Consider the following 21,839-nt stretch of genomic DNA (forward strand, 5'->3'; position numbering starts at 1 on the left):
ATGACCATGCAAAGTGATGTTTTAGGTAATGAATACGATGATTTGGTAAAAATATTATCCAGAAGAGCTGAAATTGATCCTGATTCTACAGTCTATAGTTTTCTCAAGGGGGGAGAGACTGTATCTGAAAGCTTGACGTTTTCGGAGCTCGACAGCATATCAAAATCTTATGCTACTCAGCTTAAAGAGCACCTATCTTTTGACGAGTGCGCAGTATTGCTTTATCCCGCTGGACTTGATTTTCTCACATCATTATTTGCCTGCTTCTACGGTGGAATTATTGGTATTCCGGTACAAATGCATGGTTTTTCTAGGCTTCCTGAAATGTTGCCAAAGATTATGAAGATAGCAGAGTCAGCCGGTACCACGACGATCCTCACCACATCAACGATGCTAAATAAGCTCGCAAATTTAAAGCAAAAAATCCCAGAGCTTGATAATTACAACTGGGTTGCGACTAATACATTGGAATCGCGCTGCGAGCAAGCTTGGCAACCGGTACCTATCACTCCGGAAAAGGTTGCCTACCTGCAGTTTACTTCCGGTTCTACATCCGAGCCTAAAGGTGTCGTACTTACCCACCGCAACCTGATTGAAAACATGTTCAGCTTTGATTACCGGTGGGGTCATGACCGAAACTCGAGGATGGTGACATGGATGCCCCACTTTCACGATCTCGGTTTGATTTACGGTATGTTACAGGCTGTCTACAACGGATTCTCAACCTATATCATGTCTCCGGTTACTTTCATTCAGAAGCCATACCGGTGGCTTAAAGCAATGAGTGAGCACCGGGCTACCCATACAATGGCCCCAAACTTTGCTTATGACTTATGTCTCCGCAAAGTGAGCGAGGAGCAACTGTCAGAGTTAGATCTGGGTAATTGGCGAGTTGCCCAAAATGCAGCCGAGACGGTGAGAACGGAAACCCTCAGTCAGTTTAGTGACAAGTTTGCTCCCGTTGGTTTTCGCCCTGAAACCTTTTGTGTTGCCTATGGGCTCGCCGAGGCAACCTGCAAGGTGACGTCCACGCCAGCAGAAGGGATCCCCGGAACCGTGTATGCCGATAGCCATGCGCTCGAGCAGGGCTGGATCCGTGATGCTGCCGACGTGCATACGGCAAGGGAGATCGTCTCGTGCGGTGTTCCCGCGCCAAATACAGTGGTCAAGATCGTCAACCCATCGGACTTTGCCTTATGTGAGGACAACAAGATCGGCGAGATCTGGGTTGAGGGCGACATCCTCTCCCAAGGCTACTGGAAGGATAGTCGCAAAACGGCCGATGCATTCCACTTCAAAATCAGCACTGAAGTCGACGACGGCAAGTGCTACCTTCGAACCGGAGACTTGGGCTTCGTTCGTGACGGCGAGCTGTATATGACCGGCCGGCTGAAAGATTTGCTGGTTATCGATGGGGAGAACCACTATCCACAGGACATTGAATGGACTGTTGATAAATGCCATCCGTTGGTGAGAGCCGGTGGCTGTGCGGCCTTCCCCATTACAATCGACGGCAAAGACCACCTTGGGGTCGTCCAGGAGGTTGAGCGCAATTTTAAAGCGGAGTCTGGTGAGGAAATCTTTCAGGTGATCCGCGATCAGATCGCAAAGCATCATGCCCTGGAGGTTGCCGGCATTGTACTTCTTCGCCCTGGTGCCTTGTTGAAGACGACATCGGGGAAAGTGCAGCGTGCCGCGAATAAACAGGGGTTCCTCGGACAGTCTTTGAAGCAGGTCGCGAGCTGGTACAGCGCTGCGCTATTGCCGGTTGTCGAAGCTCAGGAACCAGGCACGCAAGCGGTTGCTTCCGCGATGCGCTCTGGGACCGCGTACACTGCTCAGCAGTTGGAGGCATGGCTGATCGCTAAATTGGGCGAGTTAACGGCCAAGCCGGTGGATGACATCGACAGCCAGTCGCCTTTTTCTTCTTTCGGGCTGGGATCGCGAGCCTTGGTTGGCCTTTCTGGTGAACTGGAGGAGTTCTACGGCCAGGCTGTCTCGCCGACAGTATTTTACGATTATCCGACGACTCGAGACTTGGCGCGGGCGCTGGCTGGTGAGACGGTTTCTGAGGGTGAGGGCCGCAAGGCCGGCGGCTCGCAGGAGCATGACGTTGCGGTTGTCGGCATGGCCTGTCGGTTTGCCGGCGCGGCTAACCGAGAGCAATACTGGGCCATGTTGGCCGAAGGACAGAGCAGTATCCGTTGTGCCGGTGAGTTGCCGGACGCAGGTTACCTCGACGATGCCGAAGGGTTCGATGCGGAGTTTTTTGGGATCAGCCCCCTCGAGGCTGAGCAGATGGATCCCCAGCAACGCTGGTTGCTTGAACAATCTTGGCATGCACTCGAAGATGCTGGGATCCCACCACGCTCACTCGCGGGTAGCCGGACAGGTGTCTTTGTCGGCATTTCAGCGTCAGACTATGCCATCGAGCTTGCCAAGCAAGGTGCCGCGATAGATGCCCATGCCTGTACCGGCGCCTCTCACAGTTTGGCGGCCAGCCGGATCTCCTATTTCCTTGATTTGAAAGGGCCCAGCCTAGCTGTTGATACCGCTTGCTCTTCATCCCTGGTTGCTGTTCATCTTGCCATGCAAAGTTTGCAGCGGGGGGAGTGTGAGCTGGCTATTGTCGGCGGGGCAAACATGATCCGCAATCCTGAGTGGAACCAAGCGCTGACCAAAGCCGGCATGCTGTCTGCAGATGCGGCTTGCCATACCTTTGATGCCAAGGCCAATGGCTATGTAAGGGGCGAAGGGTGCGGAGTGGTGATCCTGGCGCGGGCGGACAGTTCTTCCCTGGCGCACAGCCGACCTCAGGCATGGCTCATCGGCTCGGCAACCAACCAAGACGGCCGGAGTAACGGTATTACCGCCCCGAATGGCCTGGCCCAGCAGGATGTGATCCGCCAGGCATTGGCTGATGCCCAAGTCTGCCCAAGTGAGTTGAGCTACGTGGAAACGCATGGTACCGGTACCCCGCTGGGTGATCCTATCGAAATCAATGCGCTGAAGGCGGTATTTGGCAAAACGGCGGTGGCATTGGGGGCGGCGAAAACCAACATTGGCCACCTGGAAGCCGCTGCCGGTATCGCCGGACTGATCAAAACCGTGCTGTCGATGCAGAACCAATGGCTCCCCAAGCTAGCCAACTTTGAGCAGGTAAACCCCCATATCCAGCTAGAGCATTCAGGGATTGAGCTCTTACAGGCTGGCCGGAAGTGGAAGGCCGAGTTGCCACGCGTCGCGGGGGTCAGTGGTTTTAGCTTTGGTGGTGCGAACGCGCACGTGATCGTTCGCGAAGCCAAGGCTGCTAGCAGTCAGCCGGCAACGAACTTCAGTCCCGAGGTAACGTTATTGTCAGCCCAGTCTTCCTCAAGCCTGCAGGCGCTGGCTGAGCAGTTGGCAGGGAGGCTGGCGCAACATGCCCCTTCGGTAATGACTGACGTAAACTATGCGCTGGCTACCAGACGCAGCCACCATACCCACCGCTTGGCCGTGGTTGCCGGTTCGGTACAGCAGGCCATCGAGGCTCTGCCGCAGCAGAGTGGCTTGATAGGCCAGGCTCGTCCCGACCGTCAACCCCGTATCGGTTTTGTTTTTACCGGCCAAGGCTCCCAGTTCCTCGGGATGGGCAAAGCCCTCTATCAACAACTACCAGAGGCCAGGGCGCTGTTTGATAAGGCCGATACCGTGATCACGGCCCATGGCCACCGCGGCTTATTGGACTTGCTAACAGGGAATGCCGGCGCTGAGCAGCTGCTGGCGACCCCGCCTTTTGCCCAAACGGCGCTGTATGTGCTTGAAGTTGCCATAGCCCGCTGGTGGCTAGCCATCGGAGTGGAACCCGCGGTGATTGTTGGCCATAGCCTAGGTGAATATGCCGGTGCGGTGATTGCGGGCTGTATGAGTTTCGAAGATGGCCTTGAGCTGGTGATCCGCAGGGCCGAGTTGATCGATGCACTTTCTCCGACTGGAGCGATGCTGGCGGTATCGGCAACGGCTGAGCAGCTGCTCCCCTTACTGGGCAAGGGCGTCAGCATTGCGGCCAGCAATGCCCCTCGAGCCATTACGCTGTCAGGGACAGAAGCCGATATCTCGAGCTGTTGCTACCGGTTAGAGGGGGAAGGTATTGTCTATCGCCGGCTGGAGGTCAACAAGCCTTACCATTCGCCGCTGATGGCTGATGTCGCTGGCGAGCTGGATAAGTTTACGGCAGCCATGCGCTTCTCGGCACCAGGTTATCCTTTGATTTCGAATGTGACCGGCCGACAGCATGACGGCGATAGGGCGATTGCTAGCCGCTATTGGTCTGAGCACCTGCTGTCCCCGGTCCAGTTTGCCGAAGGGGTCAAGACCGCCGTCGATGCCGGATGTGACTTTTTCATTGAGATCGGTCCCAAACCGGTACTTTCGCAACTTGTCAGGCAGCTTGCGGGTGTCGGTAAAGAGGGCGTTGCTGCTTGTATGGACACCGAACAGCCGCTTGAGCAAAGCTTTGGGCGGGTACTGGCAGGGTTGTATACCCGCGGGGCGAATGTCGACTGGTCTGCAGCCCTGGGGGGCAAGCGTCGTTGTCAGGTACCGTTGCCAACTTATCCGTTTACCCACAAACCGTATTGGGTGGCCAGTCAGTTGTCACCGTCTCAGGATGTTGGCACTCCGCTCGTTGCAGAGAGCAAGAACGGGGCGGAGGCATCGTCCGAACCGGTTGTCGGGCTGATTGCCAACGTGCTTAAGATCGACCGTTCGTCGCTCGATCCCAACAGCACATTCTTCGAGTTGGGGGCCGATTCGATCATTTTGGTGCGGATGATAGGCCAAATTGAAGACGTCTTTGGGGTGCAGCTTTCGATTCGACAAATTTTTGAGCAGCTGACGGATGTCCAATCATTGGCTGATTTTGTCGCCGAACATGCGGTAGAAAGCCAAGTTGCCACGCCGCCAGTCTCAGCCAGCTCTACTGCCGCGTGCTGTGCAGAAGTCAGCGAGCCGGCTAGCTTGCCGGTATCGCATTCTTTGCCGGAACGTGCCACCAACCCTCAATATCATGGATTGTTCGAGCAGCAGATCAAGCTGGTTTCGGAACTGGTCCAGTCCCAACTGGCACTGCTGGGTACCGGTCAAACCGTTAGCGACAGCAGTAATAAAGTGGCCAATGTGAGCGGCAAACCAGAGGCGAAGGCCAGCGCAAAGAAAGTCGTGCTGCCACCGTGGCGTCCGCGTACCGATGACGAAAATAGTTACAGCGAGCAGCAGAAGCAGCTGCTTGATCAGTGGATACATACTTTTAACCGCCGTACCCCATCTTCGAAGCACTATGCCCAGCAATACCGCACATCGCTGGCGGACAATCGAACGGTGGCCGGGTTTCGGGTCAGCACCAAGGAAATGCTCTACCCCTTGGTGGTTAAGCAATCTTCTGGGGCGCGTTTGAACGATGTTGATGGCAATGAATACATTGATCTGACCATGGGGTTTGGCGCCAGCTTGTTTGGTCACAATCCGGACTTTATCAATCAAGCAATTGCCGAACAGCTCCATGAGGGGATGCCGCTGGGGCCACAGTCTCCGCTGGTGGGCGAGGTTGCCGATTTAATGTGCCAATTGACCGGGATGGAGCGGGTGACATTTTGCAACACCGGATCAGACTCGGTGATGGCGGCTTGCCGTATTGCCAGGGCCGCGACCGATCGCAGCAAGATCGTCATTTTCAGTGGCTCCTACCACGGGACTTTCGACGGTATTCTCGGACGGGAAAACCACCAGCAAGACAATGCCGAGTCGGTACCGGTCGCGCCGGGTGTCATGCAGGGGATGATTGATGACTTAGTGGTACTGCCTTATGGCGAGCAGGTGGCGATTGACTATATTCGCGAGCACGGTGGCGACATTGCCGCAGTTCTGGTCGAAGGTGTCCAGAGCCGCCGCCCGACACTTCAGCCGAAAGCGTTCTTGCTGACCCTGCGTGAGCTTACTTCTGTGCAGGGCAATGTGCTGATTTTTGACGAAGTCCTGACCGGCTTCCGTATTCATCAGCAAGGCGCCCAAGGGTGGTATGGAATCCAAGCTGATATGGCAACTTACGGCAAGATCGCCGGCGGGGGCTTGCCTTGTGGCATTGTCGCCGGTAAAGCCGAGGTCATGGATGTTGTTGACGGTGGCTTTTGGCAGTACGGGGACCATTCTGCTCCTGAAAGCAGCAATACCACGTTCATTGCGGGGACGTTCTGCAAGCACCCGCTGATGCTTGCAGCGGCAAGGGCGGCGTTGCAGCGCCTGAAAGACGAAGGTCCAGCGCTTCAGGAGCGGCTCAATGCGAAAACCGATCGGTTGGCCGACGAATTGAATCAGTTCTTCGGCGAAATCGGGACCCCGCTGAAGGTACTCAACTGCGGCTCCTTGTTCCGGTTCCAGTATACCGGGGATCTGGAGATCTTGTATTACCACCTGCAATACCGTGGTCTGTTTATTTGGGAGGGGCGCAACTGTTTCCTATCCCTGGCCCATACCGATGACGACATTGCTTATATCGTCTCGTCAATCAAAGACTGTGTCCGCGGCCTGGTCGAAACGGGCTTCCTGATCGGAAAGGATGTTCAGCCGTTGGGGGTCACGTCAATGGGCTTTGGTTCACCGGCAGGGCCGGCGGCGCAGCTTGGTGATGCGGGCAACAATGTATCGAGCCTTCCCCTGACGTCGGCCCAGCAGCATGTGCTGGTGGCGTCCGAAGCCGCGAGGGATATCGCCAGTGCATATAACGAACCGATAGTGTTGGAGTTACTGGGGCAATTGGACGTAGCTGCCCTCGAACAGGCGATAGAGCACGTAGTCGGGCGCCATCCGGCCTTGCGAACTAGGGTTAATATCACCGAAGGCGAGCAGGCTTTCGAATCCGGCGCCACGGTTGAATTGGCAACATGGCTGCTGGACGAAGAAGGGGATACCAGCCATCAGTGCCTGACCCGCTTGCTGGAAGAGGAAATCGCCAGACCTTTTGCATTGGAGCCGACCAATAGCTTGGTCCGCTTTGGCTTGGCCCGTCTTGGCAATGAGCACCATTTCCTAGTGGTTGTTGCGCACCACGCGATTATCGACGGGCTGTCATATCACGTATTGATCAATGAGATCGGTCAGCTGTACCGACATTATAATGCAGGTAGTAAAGGTATCCCGCTTGCCCCGGCTATGGGCTTCCACTCCTATTGTGAGTGGCTCCAGCAGAAGCCGGAACTGAGCAAGGAGCAAGCCTATTGGCAGCATCAGCTGCGCCAGTTGCCCCCGGCCCTAGATCTGCCGACAGACTTCCCGCGCCCGGCGGTGCTGGCCTGTAACGGTGGCCGATGTGTACATACGTTGGAACCTGCGTTTACCGAGCAGATCAAAGTGTTCGCCAAGCAAAGGGGCTGTACCCCGTTTATGTTTATGTTCTCGGCGTTCTCTTTGCTGCTCCATCGCCTTTCAGGCCAGGACGATATTGTGGTCGGCACACCGGTATCCATTCGCCCGAGCGCCCAAGAGGCTGAACACCTGATTGGCTATTGCCTCAACTTGCTGCCCATCCGCAGCCAGGTGGGTAGCGATGAAACCTTGGGCTGTTACTTGACCAAAATGCGCAGCGAGTTGCTCGATGCTTATGAACATCAGCATTTGCTGTTTGCCGACTTGGTGAAGATGCTGGATATACCGCGAGATACTAGCCGGGCACCCTTAATCCAAGCTTTGTTCAATATGGAAACCGTGGAGCAGCCCGATTTTGGACCGCTATCGGCTCTGTTCACCATTCCGCCAATCCAGTTCACTAAGTACGATATCACCATGAATGCCATGGAGCTGAATGGGGCGATTGAGCTGGTGCTGGATTATAACAGCAAGCTGTTTAGCAATGAGACCGCAGTAAGGCTGCTGCAGCGGATGGAGGCACTATTACACCGCTTCTTCAGCGCCACCGACGCTTCGGCGAAAGAGGTATCGGTAATGGCCAGCCAAGAACAGGCCCTGATGGATCAATGGAACCAAACCGAGACCGATTATCAGGTTGGTAATCGGGGAATGGTTACCGATTTTGAGGCGCTGGCGGGGGGAGCACCCCAGCAGATGGCACTGTATTGTCGTGATGAGATCCTTACTTATCAAGCACTTAATGAGAAGGCAAATCAGCTGGCTAGGTACCTGGTTGACAAGGGTGTAAAGATTGGGGATCGCGTTGGTGTATGCCTTGACCGTTCGTCGGCACTTATCGTTTCGTTGCTTGCCGTACTCAAAACCGGTGCCAGCTACATTCCCCTGGATCCAAACTACCCTCAGGACAGGCTGGCGATGATGATTGATGACGCCGGTGTGGATGTGGTGATTGGTCAAGCCCAAACTACGCCACATAGGTTATCTGTAAGTACCAAGCTAGTTGAGATCGAGACGGTCATCGAGCAACTCGGTCAATACAGTACTGAGAACTTGGAGATAGCGATTGCCGAAGATAGCACGGCCTATATGATCTATACCTCGGGCTCAACCGGCAGGCCTAAGGGCGTCAGGCTCACCCATCGCAATGCTGCAGCAATGCTGGCATGGGGCCGAAACACATTCAGTCGAGATGAACTGAAGCAGGTCCTAGCCTCGACGTCAATTTGTTTTGATTTGTCTGTGTTCGAAATCTTTTTGCCATTGAGTACTGGCGGTGCGCTGACATTGGTCGAAAATGCCCTCGAGGTGATTGATTCTGATCAAGGCGGGAGTTACTCGTTACTCAATACCGTGCCGTCGGTCATGGTAGAGATGCTAGAACGGGGTTTGCTGCCAGAGTCACTAGCGGTTGTCAATTTGGCTGGCGAGCCGCTGAAACCGAGCTTGGTCGAGCGGATATATTCTCAGTACAAAGGAATTAAGCTATTTAATCTTTATGGGCCGTCGGAATGTACCACCTATGTGAGTTACACCGAACTGCCGCCACACTGTGCTCGCGACGTACATATCGGTAAGCCGATAGATAATACTCGCTTCTATATTCTTGATGAACGATTAAATGAAGTGCCGATCGGCGTTTCTGGTGAATTATATATCGCAGGGGATAGTGTTTCGCCGGGATATTTGAATAGGGATGAGCTTAATAAAACATCATTTATCAAATTACCAAATAAAGAAAAGGGAGCGGTTTACCGCACTGGCGATATTGTTCGCTATCGTCATAACGGAAATATTGAATATATCGGACGCAAAGATCATCAGGTCAAAATAAATGGTTTCAGAATAGAGCTGGGTGAAATCGAGTCTGTTATTGCCCAGTCACCGGATGTGGATGAAGTGGTTGTGAAGGCTATTGCCAATGGCCAGGGAGCCTATCGCTTGATTGGTTTTGTTGGCAGTCAACATCGCACACACAGCGCTGGTCTGTTGAGTGATGAGCTCAATAGACAGCTACGTGCCCTGCTGCCTGGCTATATGCTGCCTGAACACATCGAGGTGCTTGAAAAACTGCCTTTGACCATCAATGGCAAAGTTGATAGGTCAAAATTGACCTGGGTCGAGTGTGCACCTGAAGTGGTGGTTGATGGATGCTCGGAAAATAGAACAGAAACCCTTACTGAAATAACGCTGAAGAATATTTGGCTACAAGTATTGAACTTGGATGAAATTACATTTGATGATGATTTCTTTGCATTAGGCGGCGATTCTTTCCTGGCGATGCGCTTGGTTCAGAAAATTAAACAAGAGTTCGATATCAGAATTTATCTCAGTGATGTCATTAACTCGCCTAGGTTATTTGAATTAGCAACCCATGTTGATTCACTGGCAACAGGCGACTCACTTGAGCTTGAAGAATTTATGGATGAAATCGGCCACTTAGATGCCGAACAGTTTGAAGGATTGTTAAAGGAAGTATTGAACGATGAGTGAGATATCCCCTGAAAGCTCAGCGCCTGACGCCACGCTTCGCGACAAACTGAGTAAGTTATCAGCAGAAAGCAGGGCTGCATTGCTGAAAAAGATTCGCCAGACACAACCTCGTCAAGACAAGGCTGAGTTACCGCTCGCGCCGAAGGCACGGTTCGAGCCCTTTCCGTTAACGGAAGTGCAGGAGGCTTATTGGGTAGGTCGCCGAGAAGGGTTCGATTTGGGCGAGATTGCAGCCCACGGTTATATGGAGGTTGATTGCCAAAACTTGGATTTGCCGCACCTCAACCGGGCGTGGAATCAGCTGGTCAAACGCCACGATATGCTTCGTGCTGTCGTGGATGAGGATGGCAGGCAGCGGGTATTACCAGAGGTTCCGGAATACCAAATGGCCGAGGAAGATTTGTGCGAGTGCGCGGCAGAAGATCGTGATGCCGCTTTGCTGGCCACCCGGGGCGCCATGTCTCACCAGGTCTTTGATACTGAGACCTGGCCACTGTTTGACATGCGGATCAGCCATTTGTCAGCAAATCGCGCACGGCTGCACATCAGTCTTGACGTGCTTATTCTCGATGCTTGGAGTTTAGATATCCTGAGCAGTGAATGGGAGCAACTGTACCGCACTCCCGGACTGGAGTTTGAGCCGTTGGAAGCCAGTTTCCGAGACTATGTAAATCATAAGCACAGCAAGCACCAGGGGCAGGACTACCAAGAAGCTCAAGCCTATTGGCAAGAGCGGGTTGATGTGCTCCCCGCAGCGCCGGAGCTTCCCATCGTAGCCCAAAAGACGCAGGGCAAAACGTCGCTATTTAGCCGCCGCAGCTTTCGTCTTGATAGAGAGGAGTGGAGCCACTTTGGCAAGCAGTGCCGCAGTGCCGGGGTGACGCCGTCGGTGGCGTTATTGGCAGCCTATGCCACTGTGCTTGCGACATGGAGCAAGGATCCGCACTTTACCTTGAACCTGACGCTGTTCGACCGCCATCCGGTTCATCCGCAGGTCAATATGCTGGTGGGTGATTTTACCTCTGTCGTGTTGCTGGAAGTCGATATGACCGCTTACCAGAGCTTTAAAGAGCGGGCAAATAAGCTGCAAACTCAACTATGGCAAGATATCGACTACAGCCTTTATTCGGGCGTGGATGTGATTCGAGATATTGCCCGTCGTAATGACAGTCCAGCCGCAGCCGCAATGCCGATGGTCTTTACCAGCGCCATTAGCCAAAGCGACAGTGTGGCTCCTTTCTCGTGGTTGGGTGAAGAAAACTATGTCATTACTCAGACTCCGCAGGTATGGCTTGATTGCCAGATAGCTCTTGACCGGGGAATGCTGGTGGTTGATTGGGATGCGGTTGAAGACGTGTTTCCGGCCGGTATGCTCGATAACATGTTCTCTGTATACCAGCAATTTGTTCGCAGGCTCGCTGCCGATGCGCAGGCGTGGCAAGAGCAGCGGGTTTCCCTGACCCCGAGGGAGCACCAGCAGTTAGTGGCGAAAGCCAACGATACCGCCACGCCTGTCAGACAGGCGCTCATGCACCAGTTGTTTGAGCGACAAGCCCAGTGCCGGGCTGATAACACAGCTGTGGTGCATAGTGATCGGAGCTTGACCTACCGCGAACTCGATAGCATGAGTGATCAGGTTGCTCACTACCTCATTGAGCAAGGGTTAGAAGCCAACCAATTGGTCGCTGTGGTGATGGAAAAGTCCTGGCAGCAGGTGGTTGCCGTACTGGCAATTTTGAAAGCCGGTGCAGCCTATGTACCGATTGATCCGGCCTTACCTGAGTCTCGATGCATGCAGTTGCTGGAGCAATCAGAAGCCAAGCTAGCCCTGTGCCAGCAGCAGTGGAGGGAGGCTTTTGACTGGCCGAACTGGGTCAGTGCTGCGGTCATGGAAGATACGCCATACTGGGGTAAGGCAGTAACCAAGCCGAATGTCGGCTGCCGCCCTACGGATTTGGCCTATGTGATCTTTACCTCCGGGTCGACCGGAATGCCCAAGGGGGTCATGATCGATCACCAGGGGGCGGTCAATACCTTGCTGGATATCAATGAGCGTTTGGGTGTCACGGAGTGTGACAGCATCCTTTCGGTATCGTCGCTCAGTTTCGACCTGTCGGTATACGATATTTTCGGTCTGTTGGCAGCCGGTGGCAAGGTGATCGTTCCTGACGCTTCTCGTCGGGTTGAAGCTGAACATTGGCAGCAGCTGATTGCCGAGAATCACATCACGCTGTGGAATACCGTACCGACCCTCTATGACCTGCTGATCACCGATCTTCAGGCCGATAACACCGAGCAAGTTCAGTCATTGCGGCATGTCATGATGAGTGGTGATTGGATACCGGTCGATCTGCCGCAGCGCAGCAAGGCGTTGCTACCCGATACTCAGTTGCTCAGCCTCGGCGGTGCCACGGAGGCTTCTATTTGGTCAATTTCGTATCCCATCGTCGACGTGGCACCGGATTGGACCAGTATTCCTTATGGAAAGGCCTTGAAGAACCAAACCATGCAAGTGTTGTCCAGCGAAGGCGTACCGTGCCCGGTGTGGGTGCCCGGTGAAATCTGTATCGGCGGGATAGGGCTTAGCCTCGGCTACTGGAAGGATAAAGAGAAAACGAATGCCGCGTTTGTCACCAACCCTTTCTCGGGGGAGAGAATCTACCGTACCGGAGATCTAGGCCGACTGCTGCCCGACGGCAACATTGAGTTTTTGGGACGCAAGGACTTCCAGGTCAAATTGCAGGGGCACCGCATCGAGTTGGGCGAGATCGAAGCAGTTATTAACCAAATGGAAGAGGTGAGTAGCTCAGTGGTCACCGTGTACGGCGATAGTACGCGCAATAAGCGGTTGGTGGCTTATGTAGTTCCTGCTACGCAGGCAGCGTTTGAAGCCGCCGAGGTCAGCGATGACGGGGTGATCCTCGATGCGGGCAAGCGGCTTGCTTTTCGATTAGCCAGGCACGGGATCCGGCAGTGCGAGGCATTTGATGGCGAGGTGCTCCTTGGTGACTACTTGGCCGAGGACCACAGTGTCTTTTATAGCCGCCGGACCCACCGCCAGTTTGCCCCCACGGAGGTGAAGTTGGCTGAATTTGCAGCCTTGATCGAAGGCCTGGCAGCAATCGATAACAACGGGCAGCTAAAATACCGCTTTGGTTCAGCTGGCGGACTCTATCCGGTGCAGGCATATGTCTATGTCAAGCCTAATAGAATTGAGGGCATCGTGGGCGGGATATATTACTTCCACCCTGAGCGGCATAGCTTGGTACCGCTTAACCGTGATGCGCGGATACAGAGCAGCGTTCACGACGAATTCAATCGCCAGGCCGTTGAGCAGTCAGCTTTTTCTATCTTCTTGATTGCCCAGGAGCAGGCGATAACCCCTCTCTATGGCCATCATGCCGAGGATTTCTGCTTGATTGAAGCCGGCCTTATTAGCCAGCTGCTGGAGACCGAGGCTGAAACACACAACCTCGGGCTATGCCAGATTGGTGCTTTTGATTTCAGCCGTATTGCAGAACTGTTCAACCTCGATAGCAGTCACCGCTACCTGCATATGCTGGTTGGCGGGCCGATTAAACAGCACCCTGCAGCGAGTAACGAAGAGCCGGTGGCAAGCCACCAGACGGCGTCCCTGCCTGAGAAAGTCCAGTACACACTGGCCCAAAAATTACCACGTTACATGGTACCCGGGAGCATAATGATGATTGATGCCTTACCTTTATCCGCCAATGGCAAAGTTGATCGTAAATCTTTGCCTGAGCCGGAAAGTGACCGTACAGAGCAGACTCTAAATGTCGCTAAAGCGGCCCCCTCATCCGACATTGAAAAAGTGATAGCCCAAGCTTGGGCCGAGTCGCTCGGTCTTGATAGTGTCGGTATCGATGACAATTTCTTCGATATCGGCGGGAACTCCGTCCAGATGGTGCAAGTTCATAACAGGTTAAAGCGTGAACTTTTAACTGATATGACCTTGGTCGAGATGTTTTTCACTCTACCGAGTATTCGCTTACTGGCGCAGAAACTGAGCGGTGAGAAAGCGGTCACAACGGCGCCGACACGTCAGGGCCGTTCGGTGGGAGAAAAGCGCCGCTTAGCACAGGGGCAGCGTAGGAAGGTTGCGCTGGAGAGGAAAAAAAATAATCAAATGGATTTGAAAAAATGAACAATGTGACTGAATTTGATGATCGTATTGCGGTAATTGGTATGAGCGGGCGCTTTCCCGGTGCCGAAAACCACCATCAGTTTTGGCAGAATCTCCAAGGAGGGGTCGAGTCAGTTACGACACTGTCTAAAGAGGATTTGCGTGGATGTCTGGAAGGGCTGGATCCGATCAGCGCTCAATATGTTTCTCGCCAGATGAAGAACCCCAATTACGTCAATGCCGGTTTTTTCCTCGAAGAAACGGAAGGATTTGATGCCGGATTTTTTGGCTTCAATCCCAGCGAGTTAGAACTGATCGACCCGCAGCACCGGATCTTCATAGAAACCTCATGGGAGGCACTGGAAGATGGTGGTTATGATCCTTACCGTTACCCCGGCCGAGTCGGGGTATATGCGGGCACTCTGATGAGCCGTTACTTGCTCTATAACGTATTCCACTTGATGCATTCTGAGCGTGATTTTCTGGTGGGGATCGGCAATGAAGTCGATTACCTGCCAACACGGGTAAGCTACCGGCTCAACCTAAAAGGGCCAAGCGTCAGTGTGCAGACCGCGTGTTCGACCTCGCTGGTTGCGATTCACTTGGCCTGCCAGGCCTTGCTCAACGGTGAATGTGATATGGCCCTGGCGGGCGGCTCGGTGCTGCAGGTCCCCCATAAACAGGGATACCTCTATCAAGAGGGGTCGATGACAGCACCGGACGGACATTGCCGAGCATTTGATGCCAAGGCTAAAGGAACGGTTTTCTCTGCTGGCGGTTCTGGCACGGTCTTGCTCAAGCGGCTGGATGAAGCGTTGGCTGACGGTGATCAGATTTACTCGGTGATCCGAGGTACTGCGGTCAACAATGATGGTTTGGACAAGGTCGGTTATACCGCGCCGGGAGTCGACGGCCAGGTTGCCGTGATCACCGAGGCGCTAGAGGTTGCGGGCGTATCTCCAGATACGCTGAGTTATGTCGAAGCCCATGGTACGGGGACGCCACTGGGCGATCCGATTGAAATCGAGGCCTTGAGTAAGGCGTATCGCGAGTACACCGATCTGAACCAGTTCTGTGCCATCGGTTCGCTGAAGACCAATATAGGCCATCTGGCCGCTGCCGCTGGGGTGGCGAGCTTGATGAAGGTCAGCCTGGCGATGAAGCATGGTGAAATACCGCCAAGCCTGAATTACAGCAAGCCGAATCCAAGAATAGATTTTGCCAATAGCCCGTTTTTCGTCAACGACAAGCTGGTACCGTGGCATGGGGTCGGCGGGATCAAGCGGGCAGGGATAAGCTCGTTTGGCGTGGGTGGCACCAATGCCCATGCCATTGTTGAGGAAGCGCCGGTGGTCCTACCGTCGGATGATGGTCGCCACTATCAGCTGATCTCTCTGTCGGCTAAGTCGGCAAAAGCGCTCGATGCGCAGAGAGGTAACCTGGCTGATTATCTGGAGCAAAACAAACATCTCAATTTCGCCGATATCGCTTATACCCTACATATCGGCCGTCATCCTTTTGAGCATCGGTTCCAGTGCGTCGCCAGCACTGCCGACGAGGCGATATCACAGTTAAGAAAAGGCCTTAACTCGCCGCGGTCTCCAGCAATGCCCGAAACTACACCACTGGTGTTTATGTTCCCCGGCCAAGGTGCTCAGTATGTTGGTATGGCGCAGGGGCTGTATGACAGTGAGCCTGTCTTTAGGGAAACGTTTGATTATTGTGCCAGTGTGTTGGCCGTCCATACTGGAATTGATCTGGCCTCCATCCTCTTTACTGAAAACCTAGTTGATGAGGCTGCGCTTCGCCTGCAGCAGACAGAAATCACCCAGCCGGCATTGTTCGTGGTCGAGTACGCGCTGGCCAAACTGTTAGCTAGCTGGGGGATCGCTCCCGGAGCGATGATTGGCCATTCCATCGGCGAATGGGTGGCAGCTTGCCTTGCTGGCGTGTTCTCGGTCGATGATGCTATCCGACTTGTCGCCAGGCGCGCCAGTTTGATGGGACAACAGGAGCCGGGTACCATGGCGGCGGTAAGGGTGTCGGCCTCGGAGGCTGAGGGTATGCTCGGCCACGGGTTGGATCTGGCTGCAGTCAATGGACCTGAGCTGTGTGTGCTGTCGGGCAGTCACGAGGCAATAGACAGGTTGGCGGCGAAGGGGGTAACGGTGCAGCCCTTGCACACCTCCCATGCTTTCCATTCCGCCATGATGGAGCCGGTACTGGATCCTCTGCGCCGAGAATTTGCAGATGTTCAGCTAAATCCACCGACGATCCCGTTCGTGAGCAATGTGTCCGGTACATGGATCACCGCCGAGCAGGCGATGGATCCAGAATATTGGCTGGCCCACCTGCGTGGGACGGTGCAATTTGCCAAAGGCATCCACTCCTTGCTCGAGCAGGGAGACTGTATCTTCCTAGAGGTCGGGCCGGGAACCTCATTGTCCGGATTGACGCGTTTGAGCCTGGCGGGGCAGGGGGCGTCGGTAACGGCCAACTGTCTGCCACACCCGAAAATGAAAACAGATGCGCTTGAGAGCCTTTTGCAAGCGGTGGGGAATCTCTGGTGTGCTGGCCACGAGCCTGACTGGCATGCCTTCTACAGCCTCCAACGTCGATTGCGGGTGTCCGCGCCAACGTATGCGTTCCAGCGTACTCGCTACTGGGTTGAGACGCAAAGTGAGAGAAAAGCGGCGTTGGCCCTGGATGCGGGTAAAAGGAAACCGCTTGAGGAGTGGTTCTACACCCCGTCTTGGACGCGTGGCATGCCGGCCAGAGAAGTGGTTAGCGGACAGCGGTTGTTGTTACTCCACGGCGGGTCCGCCTCGGAGCGGGCGCTGGCAGAGCAGCTCAAGCGACAGGGCGTAGCACTTATCGACGCCCAATGTACCAAGGGGGAGGTTTTTGCCAAGCAGGCCGACCATGCGTTCACGCTCGATGTGACCCGATCCGAGCACTTCGCTGAGCTGATTTCGCAACTGGCCGCAGAAGATCGGCTGCCAGAAGGCGTGGTGCATACCCTGACGTTGCAACCCGACACCGACGCAACGGGGGAGTTGGCCGCGCAGCAGGAGAAAGGCTTCTTCAGCCTGCTTTGGCTCAGCCAGGCACTGGGTAGCTTAGCTGAGCCACCCGCGATGTCAGTTCAGATCGTGACATCGGGCCTTTACGACGTGCTCGGCAGTGAATCATTGCGCCCAGCGGTCGCGACCGTGCTGGGCCCACGCAAGGTTTTGCCGCTGGAATTCCCGAGCCTGTCTTGTCGGATCATTGATATTGCCGTTTACCAACAGGTCCTGCAACTCGATACCGCCTTATTGGGCCGGGAATTGCTGTCAGGCGACGGCGAAGATGCGGCGCTGCGCAATCGTCATCGCTGGACACTTGATTACCAGCCGTTCAACGTGCTGCCGAGTGACGATGGTGTTGAAAGTTTGCGTGAACACGGGGTGTACCTCATCACCGGAGGGCTGGGTGGCCTCGGCTTGGTGCATGCGCATAAACTCGCCACCCTCAAGCCATCAACCCTTGTGTTGCTTGGCCGCTCGGCCCTGCCGCCGCGCGAGCAGTGGGCAGCCTTGCTCGGTGCTAGCGATACTTCCCCGGAGCTTGTCGAGAAATTGTTGAAGATCAAGGCCATCGAGGCGCTGGGTAGCCGGGTCGAGGTCGCGGCTGCTGATCTGGCCGATGAGACCGAGATGGAAGTTCTCATCGCAGGGATCAAGCAGCGTCATGGTGGACTCCATGGCATCGTGCACTGTGCAGGGGTTGCCGGTGGCGGGCTGATCCAGCTTAAGCAGCGAGAAGAGGCCGAAAAAGTCTTTCATGCCAAATTATACGGTACCTCGGTGCTGGCCAAGGTCACGCAGGGCGAGGCGCTTGATTTTGTCATGTTGGCCTCATCGCTGTTTGCCGTCAGTGGCGGCGTTGGCCAGGTCGACTATTGTGCCGCTAACAATTTCCTTGATGTGATGGCGAAGTCGGGCCAGTTTGCCCATGCCCGCAAAGTGATATCGGTCAATTGGGATGCATGGCAAGAAGTGGGCATGGCAAAGAACATGCTGAGCGAATTGAGTCAAACTGAGCAGACTGCCCTGCCAGCCAGCAATATCTCCCACCGTTTGCTCCATAGTGGGGATACTGCAACCGGTGAATATACCATGGTGCTCAATCCTGCCAGCGAGTGGTTGCTTAACGAGCACCAGATCAACAATATGCCGACCGTACCGGGAACCCTCTATCTTGAGTTGGCTCGGGCGGCCTTCGTTCATCACCAGCAATTGGCCCCGGAGGCGGTGGTCGAGCTCCGAGATTGTTTCTTCACAACCCCGCTGCAACTGAGCCCAGGGGCCAAGCAGCATATGGTTCTCGGATTGGGCGAACAGTCTGGCGAGTGGGTGTTTGATGTCAAGGACGAAGCCGGCCACCCCCACGTCTTCGGTAAACTGGCGGCGGTTGAACCGGCTGAGGTGAAACAGCGTGATTTGGCGGGTATCAGGCAGCGTTTAGCCCACCACATCAGCGACGGGCTGTCGATTGGTGGCGATCAGGACGGCGAGTCGGGGGCCATCATGTTTGGCAAGCACTGGCAGAGCGTCGAGGCGGTTTCCTACGGCGATGGTGAGGCCTTGATCCGTCTTGCCCTCCAGCCGGACTGCCGCGACGATGCCGACGCCTTTTTCCTCCACCCTGCGCTGCTGGATGTCGCGACTGGACCGACGGCTGGCTATTGCGTGCCAGACCACCTTGCCGCGGAAGGCGCCCTATTCCTTCCCGCTTCATACGGGCGGATGCGGGTTTACCGGCCGTTGACGGAATCACTCTATAGCCATATGCGCTACCAGGCTGCGCAGAGCGACAACGATAGTGTGACGCTCGCTATCGAGTTGCTCGACAGCGACGGTATCTTGCTCGCGGAAATCGAGCAGTTCGTGCTTCGCCGCGTGTCCGCCGAACCGCTCGCGAACGATCAGAGCAGTTTGTTTGCAGGGGGCGATGAGGAGTCGGCCGCTATCATGCCGGCCGAGGGGGCTGAAGTGTTCGCAAGGCTGCTAGCGGGCGAGCATACCGAGCAGCTGGTGGTTTCCACCACCGATTTGCCACTGCTCTTTGAGCAGATTGCTTCCCAGCAGTTCGGTGCAGAAAGCGCCAACGAGAGCAGTCAGTCGACCCATCGTACTATGCACGACAGGCCCGAGCTTGATACCGCCTATGTTGAGCCGGAAGGCGAGGTTGAGCAGGCTCTGACGGCGATTTGGCAGCAAGTTCTGGGGCTCAACCAGATCGGTCGGCATGACAACTTCTTTGATCTCGGCGCCGATTCGGTGTTGGGGGTACAGATTGTATCTGTGGCCCGTGAAAAAGGGGTCATCATTAATCCCGGGCAATTGTTTGAGCATCAAACTATCGCCGAACTGGCGCAGGTTGCTGAGGCGGTGTTTGAAGTGCAGGGCGGTGCTCAAGAGGTGACCTCATTGCCGCTGTCTCCGGCTCAGGTTCACAGCGTCGACAGTGGTATTGAGCTAGCCCTCGACCCAGGCCTGGCATTGTCAAACCTTGTCGAGGCGCTTGAGAGCATAGTGGCGGAGGCCAGCTGTTTCCGCTATCAGCTCGGCGAACAGCAATTGCTCCCTGTCCATCCCGAGTCTTTGGATATTCGCCTTGAGACACTTGATGCCGGCGAAGAGGTGTGGCCGCTCTTGGCTGAACGGTTGGCCGCGCATCCCGAGCTGCCGTTTGCAGCCGGTTACCGTAGTGATAATCGCGGAGCAAGGCTGACTGTTTTGTTCCGCGGGGCATTGGTCGATGCGTCAACGGTTGTTGTTTTGCAGCAATACCTGGGGGCACGACTGGCTGGCCAGCCGGCGTCTCTGCCGGAAGGGCCGGGCTATGCCCGTTGGCATGAGCAGTACTCGTCCCAAAGCCCGAACGCGTTGGCGATGGCTGACAGCTGGCCTATCACCGCGGCGTCGCAGGCGCCAGAGCCCAAGTTCTTGCAGCAGGCCCTGCCGGCCGACTTTGAGCTTACAGAGGCCCTGCTTGCCCAGCACCACATTGCGGCAGGGGAGCTGATCTTGGCAGCTCTGGCTAGTTCAGTGTCTGAGGTGCTCGGGCAGCCGTCACCCGCACTGGCGGTGAAAAATAGCTACCGCCGCCTGGATGCATCAGGCCAATGGGACGATACCCTCGGCAACTTGGCTGTCGTCACACCGACCTCATACCAACTTGATCCCAGCGCTGATCAGCTCACGTTGCTGACGCAGGTGAAGGAAGCATACCGGCAGCAGGCGGCTGATAGCCTTGACAATGGGTCCGAAGCACGGCCGCAGCCTGGCTCGCCGATCCTGTTTGACTTCGAATTAGCACAGAGGGGGGCAGATGGCGATCTGCTGACAGTGGTGCCTGCCCTGCAAGAGACTCGCTTGGTGGCGGAACACCCCATCCAGCTGCGCATGTTCAAGCCTGACCGGTCCTGGGAGGTGCTCTGGCTGTACGATGGAGAACGGATCGCGTCCAGTGTCATTCAGCGCTTGCATGACAGCCTGGTGAGTGAGCTCAACCGCAGCCTGGATCAGTTACAGACGGCGCAGTCAACGATTTACACCCCGACCGACTTCCCTGATGCCGGGATGGATAAAGATGCACTCAATAGCTTTATGAGCGACTTGTTCCAAGGGACAGAAAAATGAATAAAACATCAGTAGAAAACATCTTCCCGCTCTCACCGATGCAGGAGGGGATGCTGTTCCATACCCTATATGCCCCCCACTCCGGGATGTATTGCGAGCAGTTCACATGGCCCGCGGACATCGCCAATGTGCCGGCTTTTGAGCAGGCTTGGCAACAGGTGATCAGCCACCACCCGGTACTGCGCACGGCATTTTTCTGGGAACAGGCCGAAAAAAATATGCAGGTGACCTTCCGTGATGTCACGATGCCGTTTACCACGTTTGATTGGTCACACTTGCCTGAAACGGAACAGCAAGCGGCGCTTAAGCAGCACCTTAAGGCCGATCGCGAGGCTGGCTTTGATCTCAACAAGCCGCCGCTGATGCGGGCGGCGTTGATCAAGCGCGAAGACGACCGTTACTGGTTTTGCTGGTCTTATCATCACCTGCTGCTTGATGGCTGGTCGTCGTATTTGGTGCTCAAGGATGTCTTCAGTGCTTACCAAGCGCTGCTTGACCGACAGCAGCCCGAGTTCGCGGCATTGCCGCCTTATAGCCACTATGTTAGCTGGCTATCGAAGCAGGATTTAAACCAGGCCGAAACGTTCTGGCGCGATTACCTGCATGGATTCAATGCCCCCAATGTGGTGGGCAATGGCAGCCAAGCGGTCAAGCAGGATAACCCGGTGTACCACACGCTGGTTAACCAGTTATCGACGGAAGAGACGGCGAGCCTGCAGGCGATCGCAAAAAAGCAGCGGCTGACACTCAATACACTGCTGCAGGCGGCATGGGCGCTGCTGGTGCATCACCATAGCCGGGACAGCGATATCGTCTTTGGGATGTCCGTCTCCGGCCGTCCAGCCGAACTGAAAGATGTTGATAAGATGGTTGGCCTCTTTATCAATACCCTGCCTGTTCGAACGACGATATTGCCCGAGCAAAAAGTCGCGGACTGGCTCAAGACGGTGCAGAAACAGCAACTGAAGACCCAGCCGTTCGAATATACCCCGTTGCAAGATATTCAGTCTTGGAGTGAGGTGCCGCAAGGTACAGCGTTGTTTGACAGTATGCTGGCGGTTGAAACCTATCCGATCGGCTCCCATGCCGGGCGGATGGCTGAGCTTGAAGTACAC

General features: G+C 55.2%; 4 protein-coding genes (1 of these 4 only partly in view). All 4 read left to right on the forward strand.

Going from position 1 to position 21,839, the window contains the following annotated elements:
- Tightly spaced (each overlapping or abutting the next), the 4 genes in view from C9I99_RS12925 to C9I99_RS12940 form a layout consistent with a single transcriptional unit that may run on beyond the window.
- Nucleotides 1–9,891 (forward strand): hybrid non-ribosomal peptide synthetase/type I polyketide synthase, encoded by a 9,891-nt coding sequence (locus tag C9I99_RS12925; protein ID WP_107349295.1) that lies wholly within the window; start codon nt 1–3, stop codon nt 9,889–9,891.
- The gene (locus C9I99_RS12930; protein WP_107349296.1) at nt 9,884–14,056 is read left to right on the forward strand and encodes a non-ribosomal peptide synthetase; all 4,173 of its coding nucleotides are present in this window, start codon (nt 9,884–9,886) and stop codon (nt 14,054–14,056) included. Before C9I99_RS12925 ends, C9I99_RS12930 begins: the two co-directional genes overlap by 8 nt.
- Nucleotides 14,053–20,724, forward strand: a complete 6,672-nt coding sequence (locus C9I99_RS12935) for a type I polyketide synthase (protein ID WP_107349297.1) — start codon at nt 14,053–14,055, stop codon at nt 20,722–20,724. The genes C9I99_RS12930 and C9I99_RS12935 overlap by 4 nt, the downstream gene beginning before the upstream one ends.
- A protein-coding gene (locus C9I99_RS12940; RefSeq protein WP_107349298.1) for a non-ribosomal peptide synthetase crosses the window boundary here: on the forward strand, nt 20,721–21,839 show its 5' portion. 11,238 nt of this gene lie beyond the right edge of the window; the window shows 1,119 of its 12,357 coding nt (coding positions 1–1,119); it begins with the start codon at nt 20,721–20,723; its stop codon lies beyond the right edge, outside the window. The genes C9I99_RS12935 and C9I99_RS12940 overlap by 4 nt, the downstream gene beginning before the upstream one ends.

The organism is Photobacterium lutimaris (genome assembly GCF_003025555.1).
Lineage (GTDB): Bacteria > Pseudomonadota > Gammaproteobacteria > Enterobacterales > Vibrionaceae > Photobacterium > Photobacterium lutimaris.